Annotated in this window: 24 protein-coding genes and 1 tRNA gene; 12 read left to right on the top strand and 13 right to left on the bottom strand. The window is 37.9% G+C overall.

The features are described 5' to 3' along the window. Nucleotides 1-111: 111 nt before the first annotated feature. From R2Q77_RS02070 to R2Q77_RS02045, 6 genes are all read right to left on the bottom strand, one after another. A complete protein-coding gene (locus tag R2Q77_RS02070; RefSeq protein WP_316802051.1) occupies nt 112-1,515 on the bottom strand; it encodes a phophatidylserine decarboxylase associated domain-containing protein in 1,404 nt (467 codons plus the stop codon). Between the two features lie 56 nt (nt 1,516-1,571). Continuing rightward, nucleotides 1,572-2,840 carry a S10 family peptidase gene (locus R2Q77_RS02065; protein ID WP_316802050.1) on the bottom strand — a complete coding sequence of 423 codons (1,269 nt, stop codon included), beginning with the start codon at nt 2,838-2,840 and terminating at the stop codon, nt 1,572-1,574. An 8-nt stretch (nt 2,841-2,848) separates the two neighbouring features. Beyond that, on the bottom strand, nt 2,849-4,516 hold the full coding sequence (locus tag R2Q77_RS02060) for a hypothetical protein (protein WP_316802049.1): 1,668 nt from the start codon (nt 4,514-4,516) through the stop codon (nt 2,849-2,851). Between the two features lie 338 nt (nt 4,517-4,854). Next, nucleotides 4,855-4,939: transfer RNA gene (locus tag R2Q77_RS02055), tRNA-Ser, on the bottom strand. 99 nt (nt 4,940-5,038) lie between these two features. Further along, complete coding sequence (gene pyk / locus R2Q77_RS02050) at nt 5,039-6,469, bottom strand: pyruvate kinase (protein WP_316802048.1); 1,431 nt, start codon at nt 6,467-6,469, stop codon at nt 5,039-5,041. A 145-nt stretch (nt 6,470-6,614) separates the two neighbouring features. Further along, a complete protein-coding gene (locus R2Q77_RS02045; protein WP_316802047.1) occupies nt 6,615-7,034 on the bottom strand; it encodes an IPExxxVDY family protein in 420 nt (139 codons plus the stop codon). 158 nt (nt 7,035-7,192) lie between these two features. Here R2Q77_RS02045 and R2Q77_RS02040 point away from each other — a divergent pair, with 158 nt between their 5' ends. The 3 genes from R2Q77_RS02040 (at nt 7,193) to rnc (ending at nt 9,527) form a co-directional block, all read left to right on the top strand. Continuing rightward, on the top strand, nt 7,193-7,429 hold the full coding sequence (locus R2Q77_RS02040) for an acyl carrier protein (protein ID WP_008508386.1): 237 nt from the start codon (nt 7,193-7,195) through the stop codon (nt 7,427-7,429). Nucleotides 7,430-7,449: 20 nt separating this feature from the next. Then, complete coding sequence (gene fabF / locus R2Q77_RS02035) at nt 7,450-8,703, top strand: beta-ketoacyl-ACP synthase II (RefSeq protein WP_131536411.1); 1,254 nt, start codon at nt 7,450-7,452, stop codon at nt 8,701-8,703. A 95-nt stretch (nt 8,704-8,798) separates the two neighbouring features. Continuing rightward, on the top strand, nt 8,799-9,527 hold the full coding sequence (gene rnc, locus R2Q77_RS02030; protein WP_316802046.1) for a ribonuclease III: 729 nt from the start codon (nt 8,799-8,801) through the stop codon (nt 9,525-9,527). A 53-nt stretch (nt 9,528-9,580) separates the two neighbouring features. Here the strand turns inward: rnc and R2Q77_RS02025 are convergent, their stop codons facing one another. Beyond that, complete coding sequence (locus tag R2Q77_RS02025; protein ID WP_316802045.1) at nt 9,581-10,294, bottom strand: hypothetical protein; 714 nt, start codon at nt 10,292-10,294, stop codon at nt 9,581-9,583. 3 nt (nt 10,295-10,297) lie between these two features. Then, nucleotides 10,298-11,026, bottom strand: coding sequence for a hypothetical protein (locus R2Q77_RS02020; RefSeq protein WP_316802044.1), 729 nt, complete (start codon nt 11,024-11,026; stop codon nt 10,298-10,300). Nucleotides 11,027-11,097: 71 nt separating this feature from the next. Between R2Q77_RS02020 and R2Q77_RS02015 the strand changes: the two genes are divergently transcribed. The 4 genes from R2Q77_RS02015 to nadD all read left to right on the top strand — a co-directional run bounded on the left by R2Q77_RS02015 (nt 11,098) and on the right by nadD (nt 14,101). Then, nucleotides 11,098-11,838: a lysophospholipid acyltransferase family protein gene (locus R2Q77_RS02015; protein WP_316802043.1), complete on the top strand. Its 741-nt coding sequence runs from the start codon at nt 11,098-11,100 to the stop codon at nt 11,836-11,838. A gap of 54 nt (nt 11,839-11,892) precedes the next feature. Continuing rightward, nucleotides 11,893-12,756, top strand: a complete 864-nt coding sequence (locus tag R2Q77_RS02010) for a YicC/YloC family endoribonuclease (RefSeq protein ID WP_316802042.1) — start codon at nt 11,893-11,895, stop codon at nt 12,754-12,756. A gap of 71 nt (nt 12,757-12,827) precedes the next feature. After that, a complete protein-coding gene (gene gmk, locus R2Q77_RS02005; RefSeq protein ID WP_316802041.1) occupies nt 12,828-13,394 on the top strand; it encodes a guanylate kinase in 567 nt (188 codons plus the stop codon). Nucleotides 13,395-13,483: 89 nt separating this feature from the next. Continuing rightward, a complete protein-coding gene (gene nadD / locus R2Q77_RS02000) occupies nt 13,484-14,101 on the top strand; it encodes a nicotinate (nicotinamide) nucleotide adenylyltransferase (protein WP_316802040.1) in 618 nt (205 codons plus the stop codon). 61 nt (nt 14,102-14,162) lie between these two features. Here the strand turns inward: nadD and R2Q77_RS01995 are convergent, their stop codons facing one another. The 3 genes from R2Q77_RS01995 to R2Q77_RS01985 form a co-directional block, all read right to left on the bottom strand. Continuing rightward, nucleotides 14,163-14,609, bottom strand: coding sequence for a nuclear transport factor 2 family protein (locus R2Q77_RS01995; protein ID WP_316802039.1), 447 nt, complete (start codon nt 14,607-14,609; stop codon nt 14,163-14,165). A 211-nt stretch (nt 14,610-14,820) separates the two neighbouring features. Then, nucleotides 14,821-15,372, bottom strand: coding sequence for a GNAT family protein (locus tag R2Q77_RS01990; RefSeq protein ID WP_316802038.1), 552 nt, complete (start codon nt 15,370-15,372; stop codon nt 14,821-14,823). Nucleotides 15,373-15,375: 3 nt separating this feature from the next. Next, a complete protein-coding gene (locus R2Q77_RS01985) occupies nt 15,376-16,080 on the bottom strand; it encodes an SAM-dependent methyltransferase (RefSeq protein ID WP_316802037.1) in 705 nt (234 codons plus the stop codon). 279 nt (nt 16,081-16,359) lie between these two features. Here R2Q77_RS01985 and R2Q77_RS01980 point away from each other — a divergent pair, with 279 nt between their 5' ends. Further along, nucleotides 16,360-17,967 (top strand): DUF6600 domain-containing protein, encoded by a 1,608-nt coding sequence (locus tag R2Q77_RS01980; protein WP_316802036.1) that lies wholly within the window; start codon nt 16,360-16,362, stop codon nt 17,965-17,967. A gap of 38 nt (nt 17,968-18,005) precedes the next feature. On the opposite strand, the gene R2Q77_RS01975 is transcribed toward R2Q77_RS01980, so the two are convergent. Continuing rightward, complete coding sequence (locus R2Q77_RS01975; protein WP_316802035.1) at nt 18,006-18,635, bottom strand: HAD family hydrolase; 630 nt, start codon at nt 18,633-18,635, stop codon at nt 18,006-18,008. A gap of 80 nt (nt 18,636-18,715) precedes the next feature. Here R2Q77_RS01975 and R2Q77_RS01970 point away from each other — a divergent pair, with 80 nt between their 5' ends. The 4 genes from R2Q77_RS01970 to R2Q77_RS01955 all read left to right on the top strand — a co-directional run bounded on the left by R2Q77_RS01970 (nt 18,716) and on the right by R2Q77_RS01955 (nt 22,345). Continuing rightward, on the top strand, nt 18,716-18,943 hold the full coding sequence (locus tag R2Q77_RS01970) for a YtxH domain-containing protein (RefSeq protein WP_316802034.1): 228 nt from the start codon (nt 18,716-18,718) through the stop codon (nt 18,941-18,943). A 62-nt stretch (nt 18,944-19,005) separates the two neighbouring features. Further along, complete coding sequence (locus tag R2Q77_RS01965; RefSeq protein WP_316802033.1) at nt 19,006-20,406, top strand: MBL fold metallo-hydrolase; 1,401 nt, start codon at nt 19,006-19,008, stop codon at nt 20,404-20,406. Nucleotides 20,407-20,589: 183 nt separating this feature from the next. Next, nucleotides 20,590-21,276 carry a class I SAM-dependent methyltransferase gene (locus R2Q77_RS01960; RefSeq protein ID WP_316802032.1) on the top strand — a complete coding sequence of 229 codons (687 nt, stop codon included), beginning with the start codon at nt 20,590-20,592 and terminating at the stop codon, nt 21,274-21,276. 61 nt (nt 21,277-21,337) lie between these two features. Next, entirely contained in the window at nt 21,338-22,345 is a 1,008-nt protein-coding gene (locus tag R2Q77_RS01955; protein WP_316802031.1) for an LLM class flavin-dependent oxidoreductase, read from the top strand. A gap of 816 nt (nt 22,346-23,161) precedes the next feature. On the opposite strand, the gene R2Q77_RS01950 is transcribed toward R2Q77_RS01955, so the two are convergent. Further along, the gene (locus R2Q77_RS01950; RefSeq protein ID WP_316802030.1) at nt 23,162-25,936 is read right to left on the bottom strand and encodes an outer membrane beta-barrel protein; all 2,775 of its coding nucleotides are present in this window, start codon (nt 25,934-25,936) and stop codon (nt 23,162-23,164) included. Nucleotides 25,937-26,075: the final 139 nt, after the last annotated feature.

Below are 26,075 nucleotides of genomic sequence, written 5' to 3'. Positions count from 1 at the left end.
TTTAAAGCGGGTAAGCTTTCTGAGGGCAATTTATTTGTATCGGCTAATTAAGTTATAAAAAAAGAGGCTTGTTTTTCAAGCCTCTTTGAGTCATTAATAAAATTTGGTATCTTAAAGATCAACCCATATCCCGATTTGGGAGCCAATATTTGCTGGTTCACCGCCTGTACCCGAGCTGCTGCCTGGAGGAAGAGGATCCTGATCGTATTGGGTTCCGCTGGCATCTACAAAAAACAAAGATTTGTTTGGCAGCTTTTCGTAGATAATCGCAAATGATGATCCACCATACATAAAAGTGCCCATTTCCTGTCCCTTGGTGACCTTGGCACCTTTTGTTATTTTTTTATCAAATACAACTGAAGAAACTTCACTCATGCCCAAAGGTATACAACAAACATGTCCAAAATCTTCGGTTTTAAATACCACTATTCCGCGGGCATTAACCTCCGAAAGATAAGGTGTTGAGGCCGTTGTAGCCCCGCCAAAATCGGGCAGTACCAGTTTGCTGAAATAACAGCCAGGCACCACTAATGGATCGAAAAGCACGGTTCCATTTACAGGTACCCACCACCTGTGGAAATTATAAGGGTTAAGGTACATTTGGAAAATATATCCGCCTTTAAAAATATCAACCAGTTTATGGTCATCTATCACTTTTTGTTGCGCTTTAACTGGCGAGCTTAAAATATCGCTCAAAGAATAATTCATATCCTTGAACCAGAAAACATCTTTTTCCTGAATATTCGGTCTCCATTTGAATAATGATCCGTCGTTTGGCGAAATCACAATTCTGTTCGAATCCGGACCGGCAATTGGGCGCGATTTTGCAGGATTCAAAAATTGTCTTGTAAAAAAAGAATTCCACGATTTCCAGTAAGGTAGTTTTTCAGAATCTTTTTTCCAGATCGGAAAATCATACTGTTTTTTTGCGGGGTCAGACAGCCATTGTTTTCCATCAACCCTGAAGCCGACATTGGAAGCATCGGTTTCTAAAAATTTATTCCATGCATTTAATATTGGTTTTAATTTATCATTAAACATCGGCAGGCGAAATAAGGTTGAGCCGCCCAAAGTAGCATCAATACCTACTACAAAAGCAGAAAACGGTAAACCTACCAAATCGTTATTGATAAACTGGGGCGCATTTTTGATGATGTAATTAAATGCATGCAGTATGGTTTCTTTATCCTTGATTCTTGGTATTGGGTTGCCTGGTGCAAACTGGCCATGAAACTGGGCTTCAATATTTGCATTTTCTTTACATGCATTTTCTACCAGGTATTTAATTACGCTGTTGCTCTCGATAAACTTATCCAGTTCTTTAATGGGTTCAGCATATTCTTCCCGCTTTGCGTTTAATACGGTGTTAATAAACTGCCACAAGCTTTCATTGCCAAAATCGGGCAGCCAGCCGCTTTGGACGTTAAATGGGTGCAGCCAGTTTGATTCAGGCTGTGCATATCCGCTTCTAATGGCGGGCGTTGCTTTTGGGTTTTGTGATGTGGTGTTCGACATAGTTTTGATTTTTTAGTTTAAGGTTTTAAAAAATGAGCTTCCTTCGGGTTTTAGATTTAAAATGGCTTACGGTGAACAAAATTGTTGAATAGTGCCAGGGCATTTTCGGGTTGATCCATGGGAACCAAATGCCCGGCTCCGTTAACCAAAATCTGTGTGAGCTTATCAAACTGCCTGATGTGCCCTGCCCAGGCACCTGCATTCACCCAGGGAATACGGGGTTGATTTAGAAAGGATTCTTTATACGACCAGTTAATGGATGCTATCCATGCATCGGTACCCATAAAATTACAATCCATATCGTATATGCCATTGTAAATAAGCACTTCAATGGATTCAAAAAGCTCAGGATAGAGGTGGGCGTAAGAATTTTGCTCGCCCAATTCCAATAAATAGGCAATTCTTTTTGAGGTATCGCTCCAGGCTTTTACATGCTTATCAATGTAGAGTGCGGCACGTACCGATGGCTGATCAAGGTAAGAACCAATCAGGCTGAAATCGTAATCTCCCGTAATGCGCACATCGTATACATTTGCCCCGCCACTTACCTTGGTAATGTACTCTTCAATCAGGTTGCAAACTTTGTCTGCTTCTCTCGAGGTATCGGGTAACGATTCTTCAATTGCAATTGCACAGGCACCATAAAGTGTTGCTGCTTTTTGCTTTTCAGTTAAACCCACAAGGCCATGTGCATAGGCATAATCGGCATATGTACTTTGTTGTATATAAGGATCTACCCAGCCATCGCCTATACCAATTCCCTTTAAGTTAATCTGTGGTTTAAGCACCTTATTGGCATTTAATATAGAAGCCGCAATTTTAGGTACATATACCCCTCCAAAAGATTCGCCGAAAATATACAGATCCAGTTTCAGGTACTGCGGGTATATTTTATAGAATTGTTGTAACCCGAAATACAGCTGATCGGTTGCTTCCTGTTCTGTTTTTGCAGATTCTTTTGGGTTTGAAACAAAAGATAAACCTGTGCCAGCCGGTTGGTCGATCATTAAGTAGGTCGCATTTTTATTCCAGCTATACGGATTGTCTGAAAGGGTAAGGTCTTTGTTGATCTTATAAGGTCCGTTTTCTAAAAAGAACCCCAGGAAACTGGATGATCCCGGCCCTCCGTTTAACCAGATTACGATGGGATCATTTGCCGGATCGCCCTGCGATTCGATCAGCCAGAAATAAATAAAAGCATTGTTCTTTTCGTTTACCGGCAGGTATCCGGCCAATTGTTTTTCTTTGGTTTTGCCATATCCCGGTAGGGTGGCAACGGGTCCATGTTTAGGCAGTTGACCAGGTTTGATGGTTGATGTGTCCATGTTTTAATTTATTGAGCTATAAATTTATTCATCAGCTCTACAGCCACAGGCCATGCATAAAATCCTTGAGCAGAACAGTAAGTATTGAAATCGATTTCCGAAACATTGTTCATAATGCCTTCTTTTTGAACCATGGCATAAGTTGCACCACCCATTGCATAACATGGTGCATAACCCGGCGAAGCCAGGAAAGTAAAGCATTCGCCATGCAGCGTTTCTGCTGATAGCCCCGTTTTTTGGGCGGCCCATTCTATAAAATCAGTATAGGTCATTTCACCGCCATTTACCTTCGTATCGCAAAGTGCCCTGATGTACCTGATTATTCGCCAGATGTAAGTTTCCAGCTGGGCACAAAGTACACCCTCAACCTGATCTTTTCTGCTGTTACCGTATAGCGCTAAGTAATTGCTTTCAACTACATTGAGCTTGTCTTTATACAATAAATTTTGTGCTGCAGCCCAATACTGATACTCCCTGTAAAAAGCCATCCCCTCGGTCATTGGTACCTGCAAGGAAGAATTTAAATTCAACAGTTCTTCTGCTTTTTTTGCGGATAAAACAAAGTTATAACCATGTGATGCTTCGTGAACCAGAATATTAATCATGGTTAGCAGCGAAGTGTTTTTAGCCGCAGTAAGGTATAACTGAGAATAGGCCGTGGCGCGATTGAGGTAATTTACGGCGAAGTCTTCACCCCCGGTAACCAGGTTTACAAGATAATCGGGGGTAGCTGTAAAATCAATCCTGTCGCTGGCATTGCTGGCGATAATATATTTTTCTCCATAAGCCTTGCAGGCGTTTACTATTGTGTTCATTTCCTTGCCAAAATCAACTGCATATTTCTGACTGACAGCATCCCATATTTCCTGCAGATTTTTCTGATTGGTCATAAAATCTAAATTTTTTATACGTTCGGCAATATCAATGGTTACTGGCAATTCCAGCTCTAACCATCCGTAGGCAATGGTTTCAATCTCAGTTTTTGTTTGATTTAACTGATAATAGTTTTGCAAACTTGCCGGATAACCATTAGTTGGTTGCGCCCCATAAATGTGGTCCCATTCCTTAAATATTTTCCAATAAGCATCAAAGTCCGACGATTCAAGCCCTTTAACTATAAAAAGAGATTTATAGATGGCGAGAACTGATTGAATTGCAGTTATTTTTGTTTCTAAATCAGGTCTTAATTTTTGAAGTGAGGCCAGTGTACCGTTCATATAAACAACCGTATCCAAACATTCTTTTCTAACCAATATTGTAAAATCCTGCCCCTGCCATTTCCGGGTTTCAAATTCGACCATGCTTTTAACGGTATCTAAATATTGCTCAACAAAAGCCGCTTTATAATCTTCCTTTAATACCAGGTAAAATACCCCATCTGCTGCGGCATATACACCACCCATGCCCGTGCCTGAGGGCCCTGCACCACTTGGCCGGGCCATTTCAATTTGGGTTTTAATGCTTGTTAAAACAGCTTTTGCAGTGGCCTGAAGATTTTCATCCGAAATTTCATTTAACCTAAGCATTAATGCGCTGATTTTTTTTCGCATTTCCATTGATGCTTCTGCCGTTTCAAAAAACAGCGTGTTTAACACTTTCGTATAACCAGATGTATAGCCCATTACCGGGTTGTACTCTGACCACAATTTGATTATTTCCTGGTTTAGTTTATTCATGATACACTTTGTAGATTGATGATAAAGCCGTTAATAAATGTTTTTTAACTAATTGTTTGCAGTTTGGATTGCGTAATACAATAGTGTAGATTTATTTAACTCTTTTTAGGAATGAAAACATCCTTTTTGTGTAGTGAAAATGCCCTTTTTGTGTAATGAAAATATCCTGTTTTTAGACTTGTATCCATTACGTTTAAGTAATTATTTTCAGGTAAACTGCTGGCAGTGAGTAAAGTGTGTGTTTGGTTAAAGGGAGAGAATTACATGAAATTCCGGCTTGAAAAAGATTGTAAACCACAAAGCCCGGCAATTGCCGGGCTTTGTGGTTTAGTAAGGAGCGGAGAGGGCGGGATTCGAACCCGCGGTACCTTGCAGTACACACGCTTTCCAAGCGTGCTCGATCGACCACTCTGACACCTCTCCGATTGTGGGTTGCAAAAATATAATTTTATATCGCTTAAACAACAAAGCCCTCAACAAAAAATGTTAAGGGCTTCTATTTTAATTTGCAATAAACTCTTATTAGTCTATTACAGTGATTTTTAACATATTGGTTTTGCCTTTAACTTCCATCGGAATAGCAGCGGTATTGATGATAATATCGCCTTGTTTAACCAGTTTTTTGCTTTTTAAGAATTCGTTAACCTCAATAATGGTATTATCAGTGCTTTCAAATTTATCATAGAAGAAACCTCTAACACCCCAAAGTAAACTCACGGTATTTAATAAGGCTCTGTTACTTGTAAAAATAAAAGTTAAAGCTTCAGGGCGGTGACTTGAAATTTCAAAAGCCGTATAACCACTTAACGTCATGGAAACAATACCAACAGCATTGGTTTGTTTCGCTAAAAAGCAAGCCGAATCGCAAATCGCATCACTTAAAAAAGATGGTGATTTTGGTTTCAAAAACTTATCAGGGTTAAACGGGTAGTTGTTTACCTCAATATTCTGAATGATTTTTTGCATCGTTTCGATAACGATTAATGGAAATTCTCCAACTGAAGTTTCGCCACTTAACATTACCGCATCAGCACCATCCAAAACAGAGTTGGCTACATCATTCACCTCAGCACGCGTTGGGCGGGGCGTAGTGATCATACTTTCCAGCATCTGTGTTGCAATAATTACAGGTTTTGAAGCTGCCCTACATTTAGCAACAATCATTTTTTGTAACAATGGAACTTCTTCCATCGGACATTCAACACCCAAATCGCCACGGGCAACCATAATACCATCAGTTACAGCGATAATTTCGTCTATATTGGCAATGGCTTCCGGTTTTTCAATTTTGGCAATTACACGGGCAGTTTTGCCGCGTTCAGCGATTATTTTTTTAAGTTCTATGATATCTTCAGCCTTACGAACGAAAGATAAACCAATCCATTCTACATCATTTTGAAGAACAAATTCTAAGTTTTCACGATCTTCTGGTGTTAATGAAGGAATAGAGACTTTAGTATTTGGAAGATTTACTCCTTTTCTTGAAGTTAAAATACCACCATGAACAATTTCACAAACCACCTCATCTTTTAAGTTGGTTTCTAAAACTTTCATTTGTAGTTTTCCATCATCCAAAAGAATAATTTCACCTGCCTGAACATCTTTCGGGAAGTTTTGGTATGTGATGTAAATACGCTCCTCATTACCAATACATTCGTTTGTGGTAATAACGGTTGTTTTGCCATTAATCAGGTTGATACCACCTTCTTTTACTAAACCAATACGGATTTTAGGGCCTTGTAAATCGGCAAGGATGCCTACATTATAATCGTATTTTTTATTTAGATCGCGGATTGTATCTAAAACTGCCTGATGATCTGCCTGTGAACCGTGTGAAAAGTTTAAACGGCAAACATCCAGTCCGGCATTAAACATACTATATAAAACTTCTGGTTTAGCGGAGGCAGGCCCAAGAGTGGCAACAATTTTAGTTCTTGAATGAAAAGGTTTCATTTATTAATTGATTTTAACAATGCAGTTTCGATAACGCTAATTAATTATCTAAATTAATTAAACTGCATCAATTTTTATGTATTTATTGTTTTGTTCTTTTATAACCCTCAAATATAGTGTATTTAATACACCAAGTATATAATTTTTATATTACCAAATTCTCTTTGCTTTTAAGTTTGGTAGGTTCTATTCTTGCAGCTACTTGTATATCAGGCAGTTTGTTTAATCCATTTATTAAATAATTAAGATCTTCTTTATCTATAAACTCCCGGATAATGATAAAAAAGTCTACATTACTCATTTCAGGCACTAATAAACCGTCGCTACTTTTGTTACTTAAAAGGTAATATTCCACCTCACCCTGCTCCACAAAAAAGTAATATTTCGAAAAAAACCAGGCTGGTTCGTCAATATTAAAAAAAATTTCGTGGTCTTCAACTTTTTCAAATTGCGTACCTAACCTCGTATTAATTTTGTGGCATAGCACATAGTCTTTTAGGGGTGCGGTGATCGCAATTAGTATAAAATCAAGGTCTAAGGTTAACTTTAGATAAGTTTTATTCAAAGCAAAATAAATTATTAACAGGGCAAAATTAAAAAACTAATTCTATATTCGCCTTGTTATTTGGATACCGAAATGAAGTGTCGAAATAAAAACATTTGAAAATTGTAAGAATTTATTTTTCTTTGCACAGAATTATTTAACCATTAAATTATAAAATTATGTCTGATATTGCTTCAAGAGTTAAGGCTATTATCGTAGAAAAACTAGGTGTTGACGAAAGTGAAGTTACGCCAGAGGCTTCATTCACTAACGATTTGGGTGCAGATTCTTTAGATACCGTAGAATTGATTATGGAATTTGAAAAAGAATTTAATGTAGCTATTCCTGATGATCAGGCTGAAACCATCGGTACTGTTGGTCAGGCAATCGCTTATTTGGAAAAAAACGTTAAGTAAGAAACACGCTTTCAGTATAAATGGGATTAAAAAGAGTAGTAGTAACAGGGTTGGGTGCGCTCACTCCTATAGGCAATAATGTTCCTGATTTTTGGGAAGGATTGACTAACGGGGTGAGTGGCGCTGCTCCTATTAAGGGTTTTGACACTGAGAAGTTCAAAACCAAATTCGCTTGCGAGGTAAAAAACTTCAATCCAGAAGATTTTTTGGAAAAAAAGGAAGCCCGTAAGCTTGATCCTTTTGTACAATATGCTTTAGTCGCAACAGACGAAGCCGTAAAGGATGGTGGATTTGATTTTTCAAAATTAGATACTAACCGGATCGGTGTAATTTGGGGCGCAGGCATAGGCGGATTGAAAACCTTTTTAGATGAGGTGACCAATTTTGCCAAAGGAGACGGTACCCCACGGTACAATCCGTTTTTTATTCCTAAAATGATTATTGATATCGCTCCAGGGCATATCTCGATCAAGTATGGCTTACGCGGGCCAAATTTTGCAACGGTTTCGGCATGTGCTTCTTCAACAAACGCTATGATTGATGCATTTAACTATATCCGTTTGGGTATGGCAGATGTAATCATTAGCGGCGGTTCTGAAGCAATCATTAACGAAGCCGGAATGGGTGGTTTTAATGCCATGCATGCATTATCTACGCGAAATGATGATCCTTCTACAGCGTCTCGTCCTTTTGATAAAGACCGTGATGGTTTTGTTGCAGGTGAAGGTGCCGGTACAATTATCCTGGAAGAACTTGAACACGCCAAAGCAAGAGGTGCAAAAATTTATGCAGAGCTTGTTGGTGGTGGAATGAGTGCTGATGCTAATCACATTACAGCGCCACATCCCGAAGGTTTAGGTGCCAGAATGGTTATGACCAATGCCCTGAAAGATGCAGGATTAAGTACTTCTGATATAGATTACATTAATGTTCACGGAACTTCTACACCACTTGGTGACATTAGCGAAACCAAGGCCATTGCTGATTTATTCGGTGAAGATGCTTATAAACTAAACATCAGTTCAACAAAATCAATGACTGGCCACCTTTTAGGGGCAGCTGGGGCTATTGAAGCTATTGCAGCAATTCTTTCTGTACAAAATGATATTGTTCCTCCAACAATAAACCACTTTACAGATGATCCTGCTTTTGATCCTAAATTGAATTTTACCTTTAATAAAGCTCAAAAACGTACAGTTAGAGCTGCTTTAAGTAATACTTTTGGTTTTGGTGGTCACAATGCTTCAGTGATTTTCAAGAAGTACGAAGATTAAAATTAAACAGTCTTGTTATATAATTTTGGATGCTGGTTAAAAATGGATAACTTAGTTAAATATGCTGATTAGCCGTTAATTGTGTTATTTATTTAATGCCGATATTAAGATTATATAAACTTTATCTTTCTCCCGAAAAGGAGTTTGTTAAAAAGCTGAAAAATATTTTAGGTTTTGTTCCAGGCAATGTTACGCTGTATAAAATGGCGTTCAGGCACCGGTCAATGGCTAAAGTTTTGAAAAATGGAAGCCGGAGCAGCAACGAACGCTTAGAGTTTTTAGGTGATGCTGTTTTGGGTTCTGTAATTGCAGAATTACTTTTTAAACACTATCCGTACAAGGAAGAGGGCTTTTTAACCGAAATGCGATCGAAAATCGTTAACCGGGCCAATCTGAACCAGCTTGCCAAAAAAATAGGCTTCGATAAATTAATTCAGTTCGACCAACGCTCAGTAAGCATTCAAACCAAGCATAATTCTATGTTAGGCGATGCTTTTGAAGCGATTATAGGCGCTATTTATCTGGATAAGGGCTATAATTTCACGAAGGAGTTTTTACTGCGCAGAATTGTGAAACCTCATATTGATATTCACACCCTTGAACTTACCGAAACCAATTTTAAAAGCAAATTAATTGAATGGTGCCAACGCCACGGGAAAGACGTAATGTTCGAATTAACCGAAAATGGTGAAGGAGAAAGTGCCAAGTTATTTACCATTAATGCAGTGGTAGATGGCGAAACTTTTGGTATGGGCCGCGATTACAATAAGAAAAATGCTGAAAAATTAGCAGCAGAAAAAGCCTGCGAATCCTTGAGTATTTAATTTAATAACCCTTAAAGTTGAGGTTAAACCCTTCAAGGGTTTAGATTACAAATCTATTTTCCTTTCCCCAAACTATCTAAATATTTTTTTGAAGATTCTTTGATGTACTTAATGTAATCATAGCTATTCCAATATTGAGCCTTATCAAATGACGGGCGGTAGTTTAACATGTAATTTTCCAGTTCCTGTCCTCTTAAAGTTGTATTGTTCTGAATAATTGTTCCGTTAAAATACTGATCAATCTGGCTTTGTTTAATTTCATTATCTGCATAACGGCCAAATCTTCGGGCATTTTTCGGGTCTTTACCAACTAAGTTGTACAAACCATTAAGCGGATTGAAAATGGAAGATAAAATTGATGATTTGCCGCCATTATAAACCCCTTTGTTTTTAAATTCGCGTTTAATCTCATCAAGATCTTGTTTCTTTGTATTTCCCCTGATGGTAACCTCATCAAGCATTGTGCTTGCCCTTACCAGGTAAACGATAATATCCTGCGGGCCATGAACAATAATCTGCTGGTCAGTTAAATCTCTTTTAGTGATTAAAAGTGTGTCCCCAACATTGGCTTTAATTTGAAAAAGACCAAGGTCATTACTGCCCACGCCAAGTCCGGTACGTTTGTTGGTAATTTCTGCCAGTGCAATCCTAACTTTGGTTCCCTTCTCAATAATCACCCCTTTAACCAGAAGATCCTGCGCTTTTAAGTTTAAAACAGCAGTGCAGCAAATTAATATCAGTATAGCGGCTAAGGTAATTCTTTTCATATTTTAAATTTTTGCAGGCTTTTTAAGTGTATCTGTATACTTCTTTGCTGATTCCTTAATGTATTTTACTGCATCGTAATTTGTCCATTTCTGAACTTTCTCATAAGCAGGGGTATAATCGAGCATAAATTTATTTAAATCTTCGCCCTTCAAATCCGTATTGTTGCTGATTATTGTTTTATTAAAATACTGATCTACCTGCATTTGTTTTATTTCGGCGTTATAATATTTATTAAAACGCCTGGCCTTGCGGGGAGTTTTACCAAAAAGCTCGTAAAAAAAAGTAATCGGACTTCCTCCAAACGGATTTAATAGTGCCAATGGAGGTTTACCTGCATAAAACGAGCCTTGTCTTTTAAATTCCCTTTGAATTTCCTGCAATTCTTGTTTCCTGGTTTGTCCAACAATAGTTACCTCGCTAAGTTCATTACTTTCTCTAATTAGGGTTACAATAACCTCGCTGGTGCCAAGAAGCACAATAGCCTGGTTAAGAAAATTCCTTTTTTTAAAAAGTAAGGTATCGCCTGATATTGCTTTAATCTGGAACAGGCCCAAATCATTGCTGCCAACAGCAACTTTTGTACGTTTATTGGTAATTTCTGCCAACGCAATCCTAATTTTTGTGCCTTTTTCAAAAATTGCCCCTTTTAGAGTAAACTCCTGGGCATAACTTAAAGAACATATAAACAGGAACGGAAATAAAATCAGAAAAGGCAAATGATTAGCTTTCATCCTGTATGAAATATTTTTTGTAAAATTAGCAATTGTTAACCAAGTAAACTGTTAAAAAAACGTTAATGCAAATGCAAAAGCTTGTTGGAGCGACTTATTTATTGTATTCGGCGCTCCTGTTTTTTGCGCTTATGATCCTGGTTTTCCCCTTTATAATTTTAGCAACCACAGTTTTAAAAGAAAAACCAGGCAAAAATGTTTCGTTTATTTTCCTGAAATTTTGGGCCTGGAGCTTTAGCATATTTACTTTTTTATGGTTTAAAAGCCAGTCTAAACATAAAATTGACACCTCGAGATCTTATATTTATGTTGGCAATCATAGTTCTTTTTTAGATGCCATAGCCATTGTTATTTCCATTCCGCAAGCATTTAGTCCGCTGGGTAAGATCGAAATGCTTAAAGTGCCCGTATTTGGCTGGATTTATAGAAGATTGGTTGTTGTAATAGACCGAAGTAGCCGCGAAAGCCGCGATCTTTCTGTGGCAGAACTTAGAAAAGACCTTGCCGATGGGCAATCGATATTGATATTTCCTGAGGGAACCATGAATAAAGGTATGGCCCATTTAAATCCTTTTTTTGACGGCGCATTTCGACTGGCTATTGAAACGCAGACGCCTATTTTACCATTTGCCATTTTGAACAGCAAAAAGCATTTGCCCCGAACAGATCCGTTAATGTTTAACCCTGGAATTGTAAATACTAAATTTGCGGAGGTAATAGAAGTAAAAGGTTTGGTGGCAGAAGATCTCGAAATGCTTAAGGAAAAGACTTACAATTCCATCCTTGATTTACTCAAGCCAGTGTCACAATGAGGGAATTATAAAAACTGTAAAGTAAATTTTCTATCTTTGCACATGATTAAATCCATGACAGGATACGGCCTGGCAACAGCCGACTATGCTAATGCAAAATATAGTGTCGAAATAAAATCGCTCAACAGTAAATTTCTGGAGCTAAATTTAAAATATCCTAAAGCCTTTTCTGATAAAGAGATTATTATCCGCAATGTTTGTAGTAAAGACATTGAACGCGGAAAAGTTGCTTTAAGCATTAATGTAGAACGTTCTGCAGCTGAAGTTACAGGGGCTACCATCAATACGGCCTTGCTTGCTCATTACTATAACCAGTTAATGACAGTTAATGATGAATTAAATGCGAATAGCAGTAATTTATTGCAAACAGCATTAACTTTTCCTGATGTAATTAATTACAAAGAGGAAAGTGTTAGTGAAGATGAATGGAATCATTTATATCAGATTTTTACAGAAGCACTGACCAATTTTAATAAATTTAGAGAAGATGAAGGAAAGGTTTTAAAAACCGATCTGGAGTTGAGGATTAAAAATATACTTTCCTACTTTAAGTCGGTTGAAGCCCTTGAACCGAGACGGTTAAGCGCTATCCGCGAAAAATTCAGTCAGTTTTTAGATGATGCCGTTGGTAAAGTTAACATCGATCAGAATCGTTTTGAGCAGGAATTGATTTACTATATCGATAAAATCGACATCACAGAAGAAAAAACCCGTTTAAAGAGCCATTGCGACTACTTTTTGCAAACTTTAACAAGTAAAGAGGCAAATGGGAAAAAATTAGGTTTTATTTCACAGGAAATAGGACGCGAAATAAACACCATGGGTGCAAAAGCAAATGATGCACAAATGCAACAGTATGTGGTGGGCATGAAAGAAGAATTAGAAAAAATTAAAGAACAACTATTAAACGTGTTGTAAGGTTTAATAGTTGAAATGTTGCTATACGGCAACGCTCAACCTTTAACTTTCCAACCTTCCATATTTAAAGAATGCAGGGCAAATTAATTATATTTTCAGCGCCATCAGGAGCAGGTAAAACCACAATTGTACATCATTTATTAAAAAAGTTTCCTGACCTGAGCTTTTCTATATCCGCAACCACGCGGGAGTTAAGAGGTGCAGAAACACACGAAAACGATTACTACTTTATCAGTAAGGAAGAGTTTTTGCATAAAGTTGCCCGTCAGGAATTTGTAGAGTTTGAAGAGGTTTACAATGGAACGTTTTACGGAACCTTGCGTTCAGAAATTGAACGCATCTGGAACGAAGGAAAACATGTGATTTTTGACATCGATGTAGAGGGTGGTATTCGTTTAAAAAGAAAATATGAAGAAGATGCTTTAGCTATTTTTGTACAGCCACCATCTTTAGAGGTTCTTAAAGAACGTTTAAGTGGTAGAGGCACTGATAGCCAGGAAAAATTACAGGAACGTTTTATAAAGGCCGAAAAAGAGCTTCTTTATGCGGATAAATTTGATGTAATCTTAAAAAACTACGATTTGGCAACTGCCTGTGCAGAAGCCGAGCAATTGGTAAGGGATTTCTTAAAAAAATAAACAGTCATTGCGAACTGCAGCGATAAAGTAGAGCGAAGCAATCTTTTTAGCCGATTAGATTGCTTCGGCTTCCTCAACCCAGGCGCGCAATGGCGGATCATAAAAGCCACAAAATGCCAGCTGAAAACCGCCAACTGAAAACCGGACTCTTCTTCGGTTCATATAACCCAATTCATACCGGACATTTAATTATTGCCAATTATATGGCCAACCACACTGAGCTTGATGAAGTTTGGCTGGTTGTTTCCCCGCATAATCCGCTAAAAGATAAAAGTGCCTTAACCAACATGTACGATCGTTTGGAGATGGCAAAACTGGCAACTGAAAATGCAGAGAATATTAGGGTTAGTGATATTGAATTCGCTTTGCCACAACCTTCATATACAATTGATACCCTTACTTACCTTCATGAAAAATATCCTGAAAAGGAATTTGTACTAATCATGGGCGCTGATAATTTAGTGTCGTTTAAGAAGTGGAAAAATTACGAAGTGCTGCTTAAAAATTATCAGATTTTTGTTTATCCACGCCCTGGTGCCAATGTTGGCGAATGGGAAGATCACCCTTCCATAACTTTTACCAAAACGCCATTAATGGAAATTTCGTCCACATTCATCAGAAAATCCGTTAAAGAAAAAAGGAATGTCCGATTTTTCCTGCCCGATAAAGTTGTTGATTTTATCGAAGGAAAAGGAATGTACCGTTAAATTACGGTTGCAATGGCCCTAACTAAGCTAAATACTAAAACGGGTTGGCCTTGCAAGATGACTATTCCTTAAAATTATCGTAATAAGTAAAATCCTGAACAATCAAGCCATTTTCGATGGTGAAAATGGTACAAATAGGCAGTTCAAATTTCGAATGATCTGGAGCCGTTCCTGAAGATAGAAATTCAACAATAATATGTTTATCGCCTGAAGCGTAAATATTAAGTACTTTATCTTTTACATCAGGAAAAGTGGTACTTAACTCCTGGTACTTTTTAATGATTTGTGCCCTGGTTTGTTTAATAATCCCCTGGCCAAGGGATGGATCTTTAAATTCGGCGGTATCTGTATACATTTCCGCCATTTTATTCCAGTCGTGCTTGTTAAAATGGGCGAAATATTGTTTAATTAAGTCTTCATTTTTAGTCGTATCCATAGCTTGTTGTCTGGTGTTTTCGCAGGCGGTCAGAAAAACCATTGCCGATAAGAAAATAATTAATTTTTTCATGAGGAGGAGCGTTATTAATATAGCCTGTTTAACAGGCGGTTAGTATTAACTAATATAAGGAAAAAATAAATGATTAAAAATATCTGGAAGACATTTGGGCGCGAAAAGGCTGAAAATAGCCGTCAGAAAAGCTGATAAGCTAATGCTTCTTACGCTAAAAACGCTGGAGTGAGAAAAGATATTTATTCCTTTTAGCAGAATGGATAAACAATTAGCCGTTTATCCATTCTGCTTTTAATATAGAATATACAATTAAGTCAAGGAATTGATTATTTGCAATTTCTGCCTGTCTTAAAATGCCTTCTTTTACAAAATTTAATTTTTGAGGTACGGCCTGGCTTTTTAGGTTTTGGGTAGCCGCTTTAATTTCGATTCTGTTTAATCCCAAAACATCAAAACCATAATCGATCAGCTTTTTGCAGGAGTTGATGATAATGCCTTTACCAACAGCCTGCTCTTCCAGCCAATAGCCTATAGCGGCTGTTTTATTTAAAGCGCTAATATGGTGAAGGCCAATTCTACCCACTACTTTGCCGGCATCAATAATAACAAAGCTTACCTCTTTTGCCTCGTTATGCAGCTGATTACACGTTTTAATGTAGTTTCTTGCATCCTCAACAGATTTCATATGCGCTACCCACGATAAAAACCTGGATAAATGACTTCGATTTTCGTCTATTGATCTAAACAAACTTTCAGCATGGCCTTCATGAATTAATTCAAGGGTAATGTTATGGTCAATCTGAAAGTTTAACTGTTGCATGGCTTATGCTAATAAAAATATTGCAGGTTTTTTGTGCAAATCAATTTCTTCTTTGCGCCAGTTGTAAATGCTTTGTGTTTTAATAAATTCATCTTCGCCAGTTAAATTACAGGCTACACAAAGTTGTGTGCTGGGCTTACAGCTTTTTAAAATCTCTTCCATCATTTGGTTGTTGCGGAAAGGAGTTTCAATAAACATTTGCGTTTGCTTATAACGCGTACCCGATAATTCAAGGTCTTTAATACGTTTACTGCGTTGCTCTTTATCAATTGGCAGGTAACCCCAAAAAGTAAAACTCTGTCCGTTAAAGCCCGAAGCCATTAAAGCGAGGAGAATGGAACTCGGCCCAACCAGAGGCACCACTTTAATACCACGTTTATGTGCTTCAGCAACTATATCTGCGCCCGGATCGGCAATTCCAGGGCATCCGGCCTCGCTCATTAAACCAACATCCTTGCCCTCTAAAAGCTCCTTAAAAAATGGAACTAAACTCGAATTGCGGCTATGCTTATCATAGTCGTGTACAATTAAATCCTTTTGAGGTGTTTTTAATCCAGCTTCTTTTAAAAATCTACGGGCAGTTTTACTGTTTTCAACAATATAGGTGTCTATCTGGTTAATGGTATCAACCAGGTAAGGGGTAAAGGTTTTATGTGCTGCTTCCTCAGCAAGAGGTACAGGAATAAGATATAAGGTGCCGTTTTGCATGATGCAAAAATACTTACAAATTAGCTAACTTATGTTTTAAAGTTTAATGATTGTACAGTATTTTCTCTTTTGTAAAGAGATGTGTAGCAAATTTTATTTCTAAATGACTTATTTTCTGCACAATTAAATTTAACGTAAAACGTTAAAAATAAGTTAAAAAGCCTTTAGAACACAATAATTAAAGGAAATGGGTAAAACTATGCAAGCATATTAAACCTTAGGGGTTTTTGGTTCTCTAATTGATACACACATAATGTTAGGTTAATATAAAACACACAAATGAAAACACTTAAATCTACGGCACTTGTGCTGGGGCTCTTTGGGCTCCTTGCCGGAACCACCACCTTAGTCAGGGCACAAGACTATCAGAACAACTACCAGGACGACGGATACAACACCGGGAATGTTTCTTTGCAAACTTTTTATGACGAACTATCTCCTTATGGTACCTGGATTCAGGATCCACAATATGGATATGTTTGGCGGCCGGATGTTGAACAAAGTGATTTTCGACCATATTATACAAATGGAAGATGGGCAATGACCGAATACGGTAACACCTGGGTTTCTAATTATGATTGGGGTTGGGCTCCATTTCACTACGGGCGTTGGGTAATTAACAGTTACAGACAATGGATTTGGTTGCCAGATACCAATTGGGGACCTGCCTGGGTAGATTGGAGAAGTGGCGACGGTTATTACGGATGGGCACCAATGGCACCGAGTATCAACATTAATTTAAGTTTTGGCCGTCGATATTCAGTGCCAGAGTTTTGCTGGAACTTTATTCCACAAGGAAATATTTACATCAATAGTTTTCCAAGATACGATTACGGACGTAACAATGTTTACATCCGCAACACCACAATTATAAACAACACTTACGTATATAATAGAAGAAATTATTATGGCGGACCAAGGATAGAGGACATCAGGAGAGCTACAAACCGCGATGTAAGGGTTTACCGATTTGATCAAAGCAGCAGACCTGGGGCAAGCCGGGTAAGTGGAAGAGATGTTTCGATATACAGACCAAGACCTGAAAGAAACGCGGATAACCGTAATGCAGCGCCAAGAAAATTTGAGCAAGGTAATGCGGGTTTTAACAGAAACGGTAGAAACGCTGGTACAGATAATAATCGTGAATCGAGAGGTGGAGATAATAGCAGGTTAGGTCAGCGTAACGATGGACGTACCCCTCAAACAGGTAGCAGAACAGATGTAAACGGAAACCGTGGGGATAATAATAATACAGGAGGTGGTGTATTTAACAGGGGCACTAATGGAAGAACGGACCGTATTGGACAAAATGGTGGTGATGCCAACCAAAGAAGCAGACAAGCTTTGGAGCGTGGTAATGATCAGCGTACACAAACTGACCAAAACGGACAACGCAATCAAACCGACCGTTCGGCCCAAATGGAACAACAAAGACAGCAACGTTCGCAGCAGCAAGGCCAGCAACAACAGCAAGAGCGTAATGCACAAATGGAACAGCAACGGGCACAACGTAGTCAGCAAATTCAGGAAGCGCAGCAACAACAACGTACACAGCGTGATGCTCAGGCACAGCAACAACGTTCGCAGGCAGAACAACAGCAACGGGCGCAACGCGATGCCCAGGCACAGCAACAACGTTCGCAGGCAGAACAACAGCAACGGGCGCAACGTGATGCTCAGGCACAGCAACAACGTTCGCAGGCAGAACAACAGCAACGTACTCAACGTGATGCTCAGGCTCAACAACAGCGTCAGCAACAACAACAGCAGCAACAACGCATGGAAAGAACCAGAACTGAATCTGCTCCACCGCAACAGCAAAATCGTGGTGGCGGCGAAAGAAGTAGTTCAGAAGGTGGAAGACCATCAAGAAGTGAAAGAGGATAGATTTTTAAAAGTCCCGATGAAAATCGGGACTTTTTTGGTTATTGGCCAGATGCTTTATGGAGGTTACTTAAATCTTTGCCTCTAAAAGTCGTTTCGGCATTTGGATGAAGGTTTCCGGGATCTAAAAGAAAGGTTTCTATACCGAGGTCCAAGGCAAATTTTATTTCCGATTCAGCGTCATCGCCTATTACTAAAATATCTGCAGGATTTAAATTGTGTTTTTTTATTAGTGTTTTAAATGCATCTTTCTTATTCTCACTTGAGGTGGTGGCATCTACTACATAAACTTCTTCAAAATCGTCGGCAATACCCAGCATTTTAACTTTTGTAGTTTGTTTTTTCAGGAAACCAGCAGTTACAATAAACTTTCTTCCTTTTAGTGCCTTTATAAAATGATAATCTGCAGATGGTGTTAAAGGCTCAGTAACTTCTCCATTAATTAAAAAATTTATAGCGTGGGCGGTGGCTTCAGGTTTAAAACCAAATTTGGTTGCCACTTTTTGAAAAGGCGTTCGCAGCATGTCGGCTTTAGCCAACAGGAATTGTTCTTTAGAAATGCCCAGGTCTTCTTTTTCAAGCAGGTTATATAAACCGCTCAATAGCTGTTTCTCGTTGGGTTTGGTAAAGTATATGGTGTTATCCAAATCTATAAAAAATATACTCTTCATTTAATGGAATGATTTATGTTATAAATATTAAAGAAAACAACAATGCCAATTTAATGTTTATTAATAAAAGTATTTAAGTTATGACAAAGGAAACAAAAATTATAGTAGGTGTATTAGCTGGTGCTGCACTGGGTGCAACAATTGCTTTGGCTTTATCTTCTGATTCTACAGATGATATAAAAGGTAAAGTATCTGATTGGTTTTGCGACTTATTGGATTCATCAAAAGATAAGTTGGCAGGTTTAGCGGGCAAAGCAACTGATGTTGCAGATAAGGTTAAAGATAAAATAGCTGAAATAAAAGCTTAAATAATTGAAAATGCCGGATTTTTCCGGCATTTTTATTCAATTATAATTTCTAACCTCCATAAATGAAGATTGCTTTTCACGGTGCTGCCCGTACAGTTACAGGTAGCAAACATTTAATAACGCTCAAAAACGAAACCCAAATTCTATTAGATTGTGGCCTTTTTCAGGGCATGGGGCGCATTACCGACAAGCTGAACGGTTATTTTGGCTTTAATCCCGAAACAGTAAATTACCTGGTTTTATCGCATGCGCATATAGATCATTGTGGCTTATTGCCTCGGCTGGTTGCCGAAGGCTTTAAGGGCAAAATATTCTGTACTTCTGCAACAATGGATTTAGCCAGAATTTTAATGATGGATTCGGCTAAAATACAAATGCAGGATGCTGAATATGCAAACCGGCATTTACGCCAGGGGGAAAAAAAAGAAGAACCGCTTTATACCGATCGCGATGTTACCCAAACGGTAAGTCAGATGAAAATTGTAGAGTATGAAGAAGATTTTGAAATAGAACTTGGTATTCGTCTTAAATTTACAGATGCAGGTCATATCTTAGGTAGTGCAGCAGTGCATTTAACCATTACAGAGGATGGCAAGCAAAGCCGGATTACTTTTAGTGGTGATGTTGGCCGTTACGGAGATTTACTGCTGAAAAGTCCTCAACAATTTGACCAGGCAGATTATATTCTGATGGAATCTACTTATGGGGATTCTCTGCATAAAGACTTAGATCCTATTGAAGATATGCTGCTCCAAATCATCAGCAATACTTGCAATGTGAAAAAAGGCAAGGTCATTATTCCTGCATTTAGTGTTGGGCGTACACAAGAACTTTTGTATGCCTTAAATGGATTGGAACTAAAAAATAAACTGCCAGATGTGCCATATTATGTGGATAGCCCGCTATCTACGCAGGCCACCGAAATTTTAAAAAACCATCCCGAAGTTTACAACAATGGCGTTAAGGAAACTTTAAAGGTAGATCATGATGTGTTTGCTTTTAAAGGATTAAAATTTATTGAAAGCGTTGAAGAATCAAAGGCCTTAAACGAAGATCCAAGGCCTTGCGTGATTATTTCAGCATCGGGCATGGCTGAAGCGGGAAGGGTAAAACACCACATTAAAAATAATATTGGAAACCAAAAAAATACCATTTTAATGGTTGGTTATTGCGAGCCTTCTTCTTTAGGGGGCAGGTTAATGGCCGGGCAGAAAGTTGTAGATATTTTTCGTGAAGATTACGAAGTTAAAGCCGAAGTAAGGTCAATAAAGTCGATGAGTGCACATGGCGATTACGAAGATTTACTGCATTTTTTATCAGGTCAGAATCCTGATCTCGTTAAACAGTTATTTTTGGTGCATGGCGAATACGAAGTGCAGCAGCATTTTGCAGCACGCTTAAAAGACCATGGTTTTAAAAATGTTGCCATTCCAGAATATCACCAGGAATTTGAACTGGAATAATTTAAAAAAATAATAAGTGTTGGTATGGGTTTATCATCCGTATCAACATTTTTTTGTGATTGGGAAGGCTATCCCTAAGTTCCTGAAAAAATCAGGATAAATTACCGTTCGATCTTTATACAAGGGCATCTTTTCTGCGTATAGATTTTCCGTCCCGTCCTGCATTTTCCTTATCTTTGATCCATGGATGTTTTTGGTAAAGCTTTAACCGATATTTATAAAACCGGCGAAGCCGATATACTTTGGTTGCACAATTCTTATGGTGAACCTGAAGAAATGCCCCTGGAATTTTTCTTTAGAGATGATGAGGATATGCCTGTGCTGGAGTTGCAGGCTTTACACCTGTGCACAGGGAAGGTTTTAGATATTGGTGCAGGCGTTGGTAGCCATGCTTTACTTTTACAGGCATTTAATGTTGATGTAACCGCCATCGATGTGTCAGAAGCTGCTGTTAGCATTATGAAAGACCGTGGTGTTAAAAAAGCACTTTTACAGGATATTCATACTTACCAGGAGAAATTCGACAGCATTATTATGCTGATGAATGGCATTGGTTTAACCGGAACTTTACCAGGTTTTAAAACTTTTTTAGCAGATATTAAAAGGCTTTTAAACCCCGGTGGACAGTTAATTTTCGACTCTTCGGATATTGCTTATTTGTATGAAGATATGCCAAAACCACAAAATCAATATTACGGAGAGGTGTCCTATCAGTACGAATATAAAGGCGAAAAAGGGAACTGGTTTAACTGGCTTTATATAGACGAGGAAACCATTAAAACAATTGCTAAAGAAACCGGTTGGGATTGCGAACTCGTCTTTGATGATGGAGAAGATCAATATTTGGTCAAATTAACGCTGGCGCAATAATTTAAAAGTCATAAACGATGAGCCGTTACAACTTTAATTCAGCAGGCTCATAAATTTGTTTATGGGCACAGCAAAAATTAAATTAAGCGTATTAGATCAGTCGCCGGTAAGAAAAGGTGTAACAGCTGGCAGGGCGATAGAAGAAACCACTTTATTAGCACAGGAAACAGAGCGATTGGGTTTTCATCGCTTCTGGGTGTCCGAACATCACAATACAACCAGTTTAGCCGGCTCAACGCCCGAAATTTTAATTGCACATTTAGCAAATCACACCAAAACTTTAAGAATTGGTTCTGGAGGAATAATGCTACCCAATCATAGTGCTTTAAAAGTTGCAGAGAGCTTTCGTTTATTAGAAGTAATGCATCCGGGCAGGATAGATTTAGGTATGGGAAGAGCACCCGGAACCGATCGGATTACGGCTTCTATGCTTAATCCTTCAAATAACTTTAGCGAGCAGGATTTTGTTGTACAACTCCAGGATTTGCATAATTACCTGCACGATTCACCTGAGGAAGGTACCATTCAAACCAAAATTAAAGCCATTCCTGTTGCAGAAACCGTACCACAGCAATGGCTGTTAAGCAGCAGTGGTCAAAGTGCTTTATTTGCTTCTCATTTTGGAATGGGTTTTTCTTTTGCACATTTTATTAATCCGCATGGAGGCCCACAAGCCGTTCAATATTACCGCGAACATTTTAAACCCTCCATTGATTTGCCAAAGCCAGTAGAAAATGTAGCTTTTTTTGTTTTTTGCTCTGAAGATGAGGAGAAAGTAAAACAACAGGAAGCTTTAATGTCGTACCGCTTTTTGCAATTAGAAAAGGGTGGTGGCTTAACTTCTGTTGGCTGGGATGACATCAAAAATGTAACTTATAATTTTGCTGAACAGGATAGAATAAATGCCAATAAACCAAGAATGATTTATGGAACACCAGGTGTAATTAAAGAAAAACTTACAAAACTGGCTGTAGATTATGACGTGGATGAATTGATGGCTGTAACCATTACCGAGCATTTTGAAGATCGGATAAAATCGTATCAACTGCTGGCAGATTTGTTTCTGTAATAAGCGGTGTAGAAATCTAAAATATCAGAAGTGTTTTATGGCTGAGCGGTATTCATTTTCCAAATCAATTTTGTGATGCTGAGGCAGGAAGCATCTCTAAGCCTTTTGCTTCTAAATCAAATATTTAATTTTATGTTTTGGAAACGATTGCCGGTAGCATTGGTTTATTAAATAGCGCCCTATATTTCAATTTTGTCATGCTGAGGCACGAAGCATCTCTAAACGTTTACTTTTCAAATCAATAATTTAGTTTTATGTTTTGGAAAGGATTGCCGGTGGCATTGGTTTATTAAATAGCGCCCTATATTTCAATTTTATCATGCTGAGGCACGAAGCATCTCAAAACGTTTACTTTTCAAATCAATAATTTGGTTTTATGTTTTGGAAAGGATTGCCGGTGGCATTTGGTTTATTAAATAGCGCCCTATATTTCAATTTTGTCATGCTGAGGCAGGAAGCATCTCTAAGCCTTTTGCTTTCCAAATCAATAATTTAGTTTTTGTTTTGGAAAGGATTGCCGGTGGCATTTGGTTTATTAAATAGCGCCCTATATTTCAATTTTGTCATGCTGAGGCAGGAAGCATCTCAAAACGTTTACTTTCCACATCAATAATTTAGTTTTTGTTTTGGAAACGATTGCCGGTAACGTTTGGCTTATGCAGTCCCGCCCTCTGCTTAATCCCGATAGAAAAAATCGGGATATCGCTGCCGGTCGGGTTTATTAAACAAAGGCTGGCATTGAATTTATTATTTGTCATGCTGAGGCAGGAAGCATCTCTAAACATTAAAAGAATGCCTCGCACCGCAGTATAATATTTAAAAATTAAAGAAAGTTTGTCTGCCACCAACCTTTTGCCCAAAATTTTGGATGTTATAAGTAACGGTTAACATTCCATATCGACCTAAACTGTTACTTTGCGTATCGATAACGCTATTGCCTGTAATTTGAACATATCGTTTTACATTACTTTGCAAAATATCATTTACCGCAAGTTTTAGCTGTAACCGGTCATTTTTCATTAAGAGGTAAGTTAATGCCGCATTCCATAATTTAATGTTGTTGTTATAACCGTTAATATCCTGACTATTTAAGGTTGTGGCGTAACTCGTTTCGAAAACCAATTTTTTAGGATATCTAATCACCAGTTCAGAGGTGCTTTGGTAAGTATTATAGCTTAAATTGGTGTAAAAACTGTCCTGATACCTGCTGCGGTTAAAGCTAACGGAGTACGACTGGTTAATTTCAACAACATCGTTCAGGTTTAAACGCGCGCTTCCATTAGGTCCAACGTAAAATACATTTGCATTGCTTTTTATATTGTTTACGATAACCGGAGAATGATTGAAATTCATCCAGAACCCTACACCCAATTTTAGGGAATTTTTTTCCTTTTTGAAATCTTTTGAAATATTGCCGCCGCCACTAAAATTGTAAATATCACTGGCGTTAATTGGGTTTATGGTTTGAACACCGTTGCTAATGGTTGTTGTGGTAATTACACCGTTTTTTGTGAAATTACCATAGCCATAAAAATTATAATTAATTAAATTTTTAGGATCGTATTTATACGTATTGATGCTGAAATTCTGGGTTCTGGCCGGTAATAAGTTCGGATTTCCATTTCTGATGTAGAATGCGTTTGTATTATCAGCAACTGGCTGTAAATAATTTACATCCGGCTCCGTAAACCTGGCCGAATAGGTAAAACGAAGTATCTTGTACCTGAGCTGAAACGTTGGCCATATAAAATTATACCGCTGATCGATATCGGCTGTATTGGTAAATCGGTTGTTTAACAAAATATAGTTGTAAATTAAACCTGGCTGCAGACTAAAATCTTTTGTTATTTTGTAAATAAGGCTCAAATTGGTATTTGTTTTAAAGCCTGCCTGTTTAACCGTTTGAGTTAAATCAGGAATTACAATATCATATAGTTGGTTAGCTGGATTTTTGTAGAAAGTATTTAATGCATTTTCGTTATTAATAATGCTTCCGTTTACATCGGTTTTTAAACTTAATTTTTTGCTTATAGGTTCAGTATAGTTTACATACAGGTATGACCTGAAGTTATCAATCTGATTATTTCTTAACTGATCTATTTCTGAAGTGGATGGATTAATATAAAAGTTGCTGTTGCTTCTGTTGTAATTTACCAGAGAATTAGGGGTGGTTGAAACATTAAAACCGGCATTAAAGGCCCTCCCGGTTTTTTTAAAATCCTTACTTAAGTCAGCAACAAGCTGATATTTGTTGGTAGATGCATTTCGGTCGTTTAAATTATTTAGATTGCTAATTAACTGCCCGGCGCCATTTGTATTAATGGAGTAGTTGTTGCTTACAGAATTGTTGGAGTTTAATACCACAGATGGTTCTATGGTTAACTGGGTTAAGGAATCTATTTGCCAGTCTATTTTACCAGCTATATTATGCTTAAGGGTTAGTGCACTTGTATTATCGTTGGCATTGGTAATTAACCGATCGGTACCTAAAGTTTGGTTTGTATTGGTTAATTGTTTCAATAGGTTATCAGAACGGCCAAAAAAGTATTGGGTGTTAATTTTAATCCCTTTTTTGGTTAAGGTATTGAAATTAAAACCACCACCTGAAGAAGTTTGAACACCGTTATAAGCGCCTCCAAAACTAATCCCGTTAAATTCGAAAGAACCTCCTGAGTTTACCCGCATAGCGGTAACACCACTACGGTTAAAGCCCCCAATTTGTCGCACATCGTTAGGCGAAAAGCCTGGCTGGTTAATGTTGTTGGTGTAAACAAGAATACTCACCTGGGTGGTATCCCTAAAAAAATTCATTAATCCACCAGCCTGATAAAGATCTTTAAACCCAGCACCAGCGTACAGCTTTCCAAAAGCACCTTTTTTAATTGCTTTTTTTAGCTTTAGGTTTATCACCTGAGGAATATCGGCGGCTGCCAAATCCGGATCGCGTCGTTTAGCTTGTTTATCATCAACTACCTGAACTTTATCGATAATATTTGCCGGCAGGTTTTTAGTGGCAATTTGTTGGTCTCCCCCAAAAAATTCCTTACCATCAACTAAAATCTTACTTACGGTTTTACCATTTACCGTGATTGATCCATCGGCTGCAATTTGAACGCCGGGTAGTTTTTTTAACAAATCTTCTACTACAGCAGATGGTAACGTTTTAAAAGATTCGGCATTAAATTCAATCGTATCCTTACGTACTATAACCGGCGGCCTTTCTGCAGAAACGGTTACCTCATTTAAATCATTAGCCTTAGCATACAGGTAAAGCGTACCCAGATTAACATTTGGATGCTCAGCAGTAATCAATACTTCTTTATGATAGGTTCCGTATTGCCAGGCAGTTACAATCAGGCGGTATTTTATTCCGGTTTGCAGGCTGTTTATTTTAAAAATCCCTTTATCATCAGAAAGTTTATAGGTATTTAAAACGCTGTCGCCAACTTTGTAAACTGAAACCGTAGCGTAGTTTAAGGTTGTTTTGTGATTTGCACTATCGGCTAAAATACCGGTAATGCTACCGTTTTTTTGTGCAAATAAATTAAGGAAAATAAGGCAGAAGGCAAGTGAGAGTATAAGTTTCTTCATGTATCTTTTTTTAATAAAGGAAGCTAAATTTAGCGCTGATCTTTTTAAGGTTTTAGGAAATGTGATGAATAACCGGTAAAATGTGATGAATAAGGAATTTGTTTAGTTTGTTTAATAGGTAGACACTAAAAGGTGAAAA

Source organism: Pedobacter nototheniae, assembly GCF_032678625.1.
Lineage (GTDB): Bacteria > Bacteroidota > Bacteroidia > Sphingobacteriales > Sphingobacteriaceae > Pedobacter > Pedobacter nototheniae_A.
This window is presented reverse-complemented; position numbering and strand designations above follow the sequence as displayed.

Bases quoted from the DNA above. Each gene is read 5' to 3' on its own strand.
- R2Q77_RS02070 (WP_316802051.1), bottom strand. From the start codon at position 1,515: ATGTCGAACACCACATCACAAAACCCAAAAGCAACGCCCGCCATTAGA.
- R2Q77_RS02065 (WP_316802050.1), bottom strand. From the start codon at position 2,840: ATGGACACATCAACCATCAAACCTGGTCAACTGCCTAAACATGGACCC.
- R2Q77_RS02060 (WP_316802049.1), bottom strand. From the start codon at position 4,516: ATGAATAAACTAAACCAGGAAATAATCAAATTGTGGTCAGAGTACAAC.
- pyk (WP_316802048.1), bottom strand. From the start codon at position 6,469: ATGAAACCTTTTCATTCAAGAACTAAAATTGTTGCCACTCTTGGGCCT.
- R2Q77_RS02040 (WP_008508386.1), top strand. From the start codon at position 7,193: ATGTCTGATATTGCTTCAAGAGTTAAGGCTATTATCGTAGAAAAACTA.
- fabF (WP_131536411.1), top strand. From the start codon at position 7,450: ATGGGATTAAAAAGAGTAGTAGTAACAGGGTTGGGTGCGCTCACTCCT.
- rnc (WP_316802046.1), top strand. From the start codon at position 8,799: ATGCCGATATTAAGATTATATAAACTTTATCTTTCTCCCGAAAAGGAG.
- R2Q77_RS02025 (WP_316802045.1), bottom strand. From the start codon at position 10,294: ATGAAAAGAATTACCTTAGCCGCTATACTGATATTAATTTGCTGCACT.
- R2Q77_RS02020 (WP_316802044.1), bottom strand. From the start codon at position 11,026: ATGAAAGCTAATCATTTGCCTTTTCTGATTTTATTTCCGTTCCTGTTT.
- R2Q77_RS02015 (WP_316802043.1), top strand. From the start codon at position 11,098: ATGCAAAAGCTTGTTGGAGCGACTTATTTATTGTATTCGGCGCTCCTG.
- R2Q77_RS02010 (WP_316802042.1), top strand. From the start codon at position 11,893: ATGACAGGATACGGCCTGGCAACAGCCGACTATGCTAATGCAAAATAT.
- gmk (WP_316802041.1), top strand. From the start codon at position 12,828: ATGCAGGGCAAATTAATTATATTTTCAGCGCCATCAGGAGCAGGTAAA.
- nadD (WP_316802040.1), top strand. From the start codon at position 13,484: ATGGCGGATCATAAAAGCCACAAAATGCCAGCTGAAAACCGCCAACTG.
- R2Q77_RS01995 (WP_316802039.1), bottom strand. From the start codon at position 14,609: ATGAAAAAATTAATTATTTTCTTATCGGCAATGGTTTTTCTGACCGCC.
- R2Q77_RS01990 (WP_316802038.1), bottom strand. From the start codon at position 15,372: ATGCAACAGTTAAACTTTCAGATTGACCATAACATTACCCTTGAATTA.
- R2Q77_RS01985 (WP_316802037.1), bottom strand. From the start codon at position 16,080: ATGCAAAACGGCACCTTATATCTTATTCCTGTACCTCTTGCTGAGGAA.
- R2Q77_RS01980 (WP_316802036.1), top strand. From the start codon at position 16,360: ATGAAAACACTTAAATCTACGGCACTTGTGCTGGGGCTCTTTGGGCTC.
- R2Q77_RS01975 (WP_316802035.1), bottom strand. From the start codon at position 18,635: ATGAAGAGTATATTTTTTATAGATTTGGATAACACCATATACTTTACC.
- R2Q77_RS01970 (WP_316802034.1), top strand. From the start codon at position 18,716: ATGACAAAGGAAACAAAAATTATAGTAGGTGTATTAGCTGGTGCTGCA.
- R2Q77_RS01965 (WP_316802033.1), top strand. From the start codon at position 19,006: ATGAAGATTGCTTTTCACGGTGCTGCCCGTACAGTTACAGGTAGCAAA.
- R2Q77_RS01960 (WP_316802032.1), top strand. From the start codon at position 20,590: ATGGATGTTTTTGGTAAAGCTTTAACCGATATTTATAAAACCGGCGAA.
- R2Q77_RS01955 (WP_316802031.1), top strand. From the start codon at position 21,338: ATGGGCACAGCAAAAATTAAATTAAGCGTATTAGATCAGTCGCCGGTA.
- R2Q77_RS01950 (WP_316802030.1), bottom strand. From the start codon at position 25,936: ATGAAGAAACTTATACTCTCACTTGCCTTCTGCCTTATTTTCCTTAAT.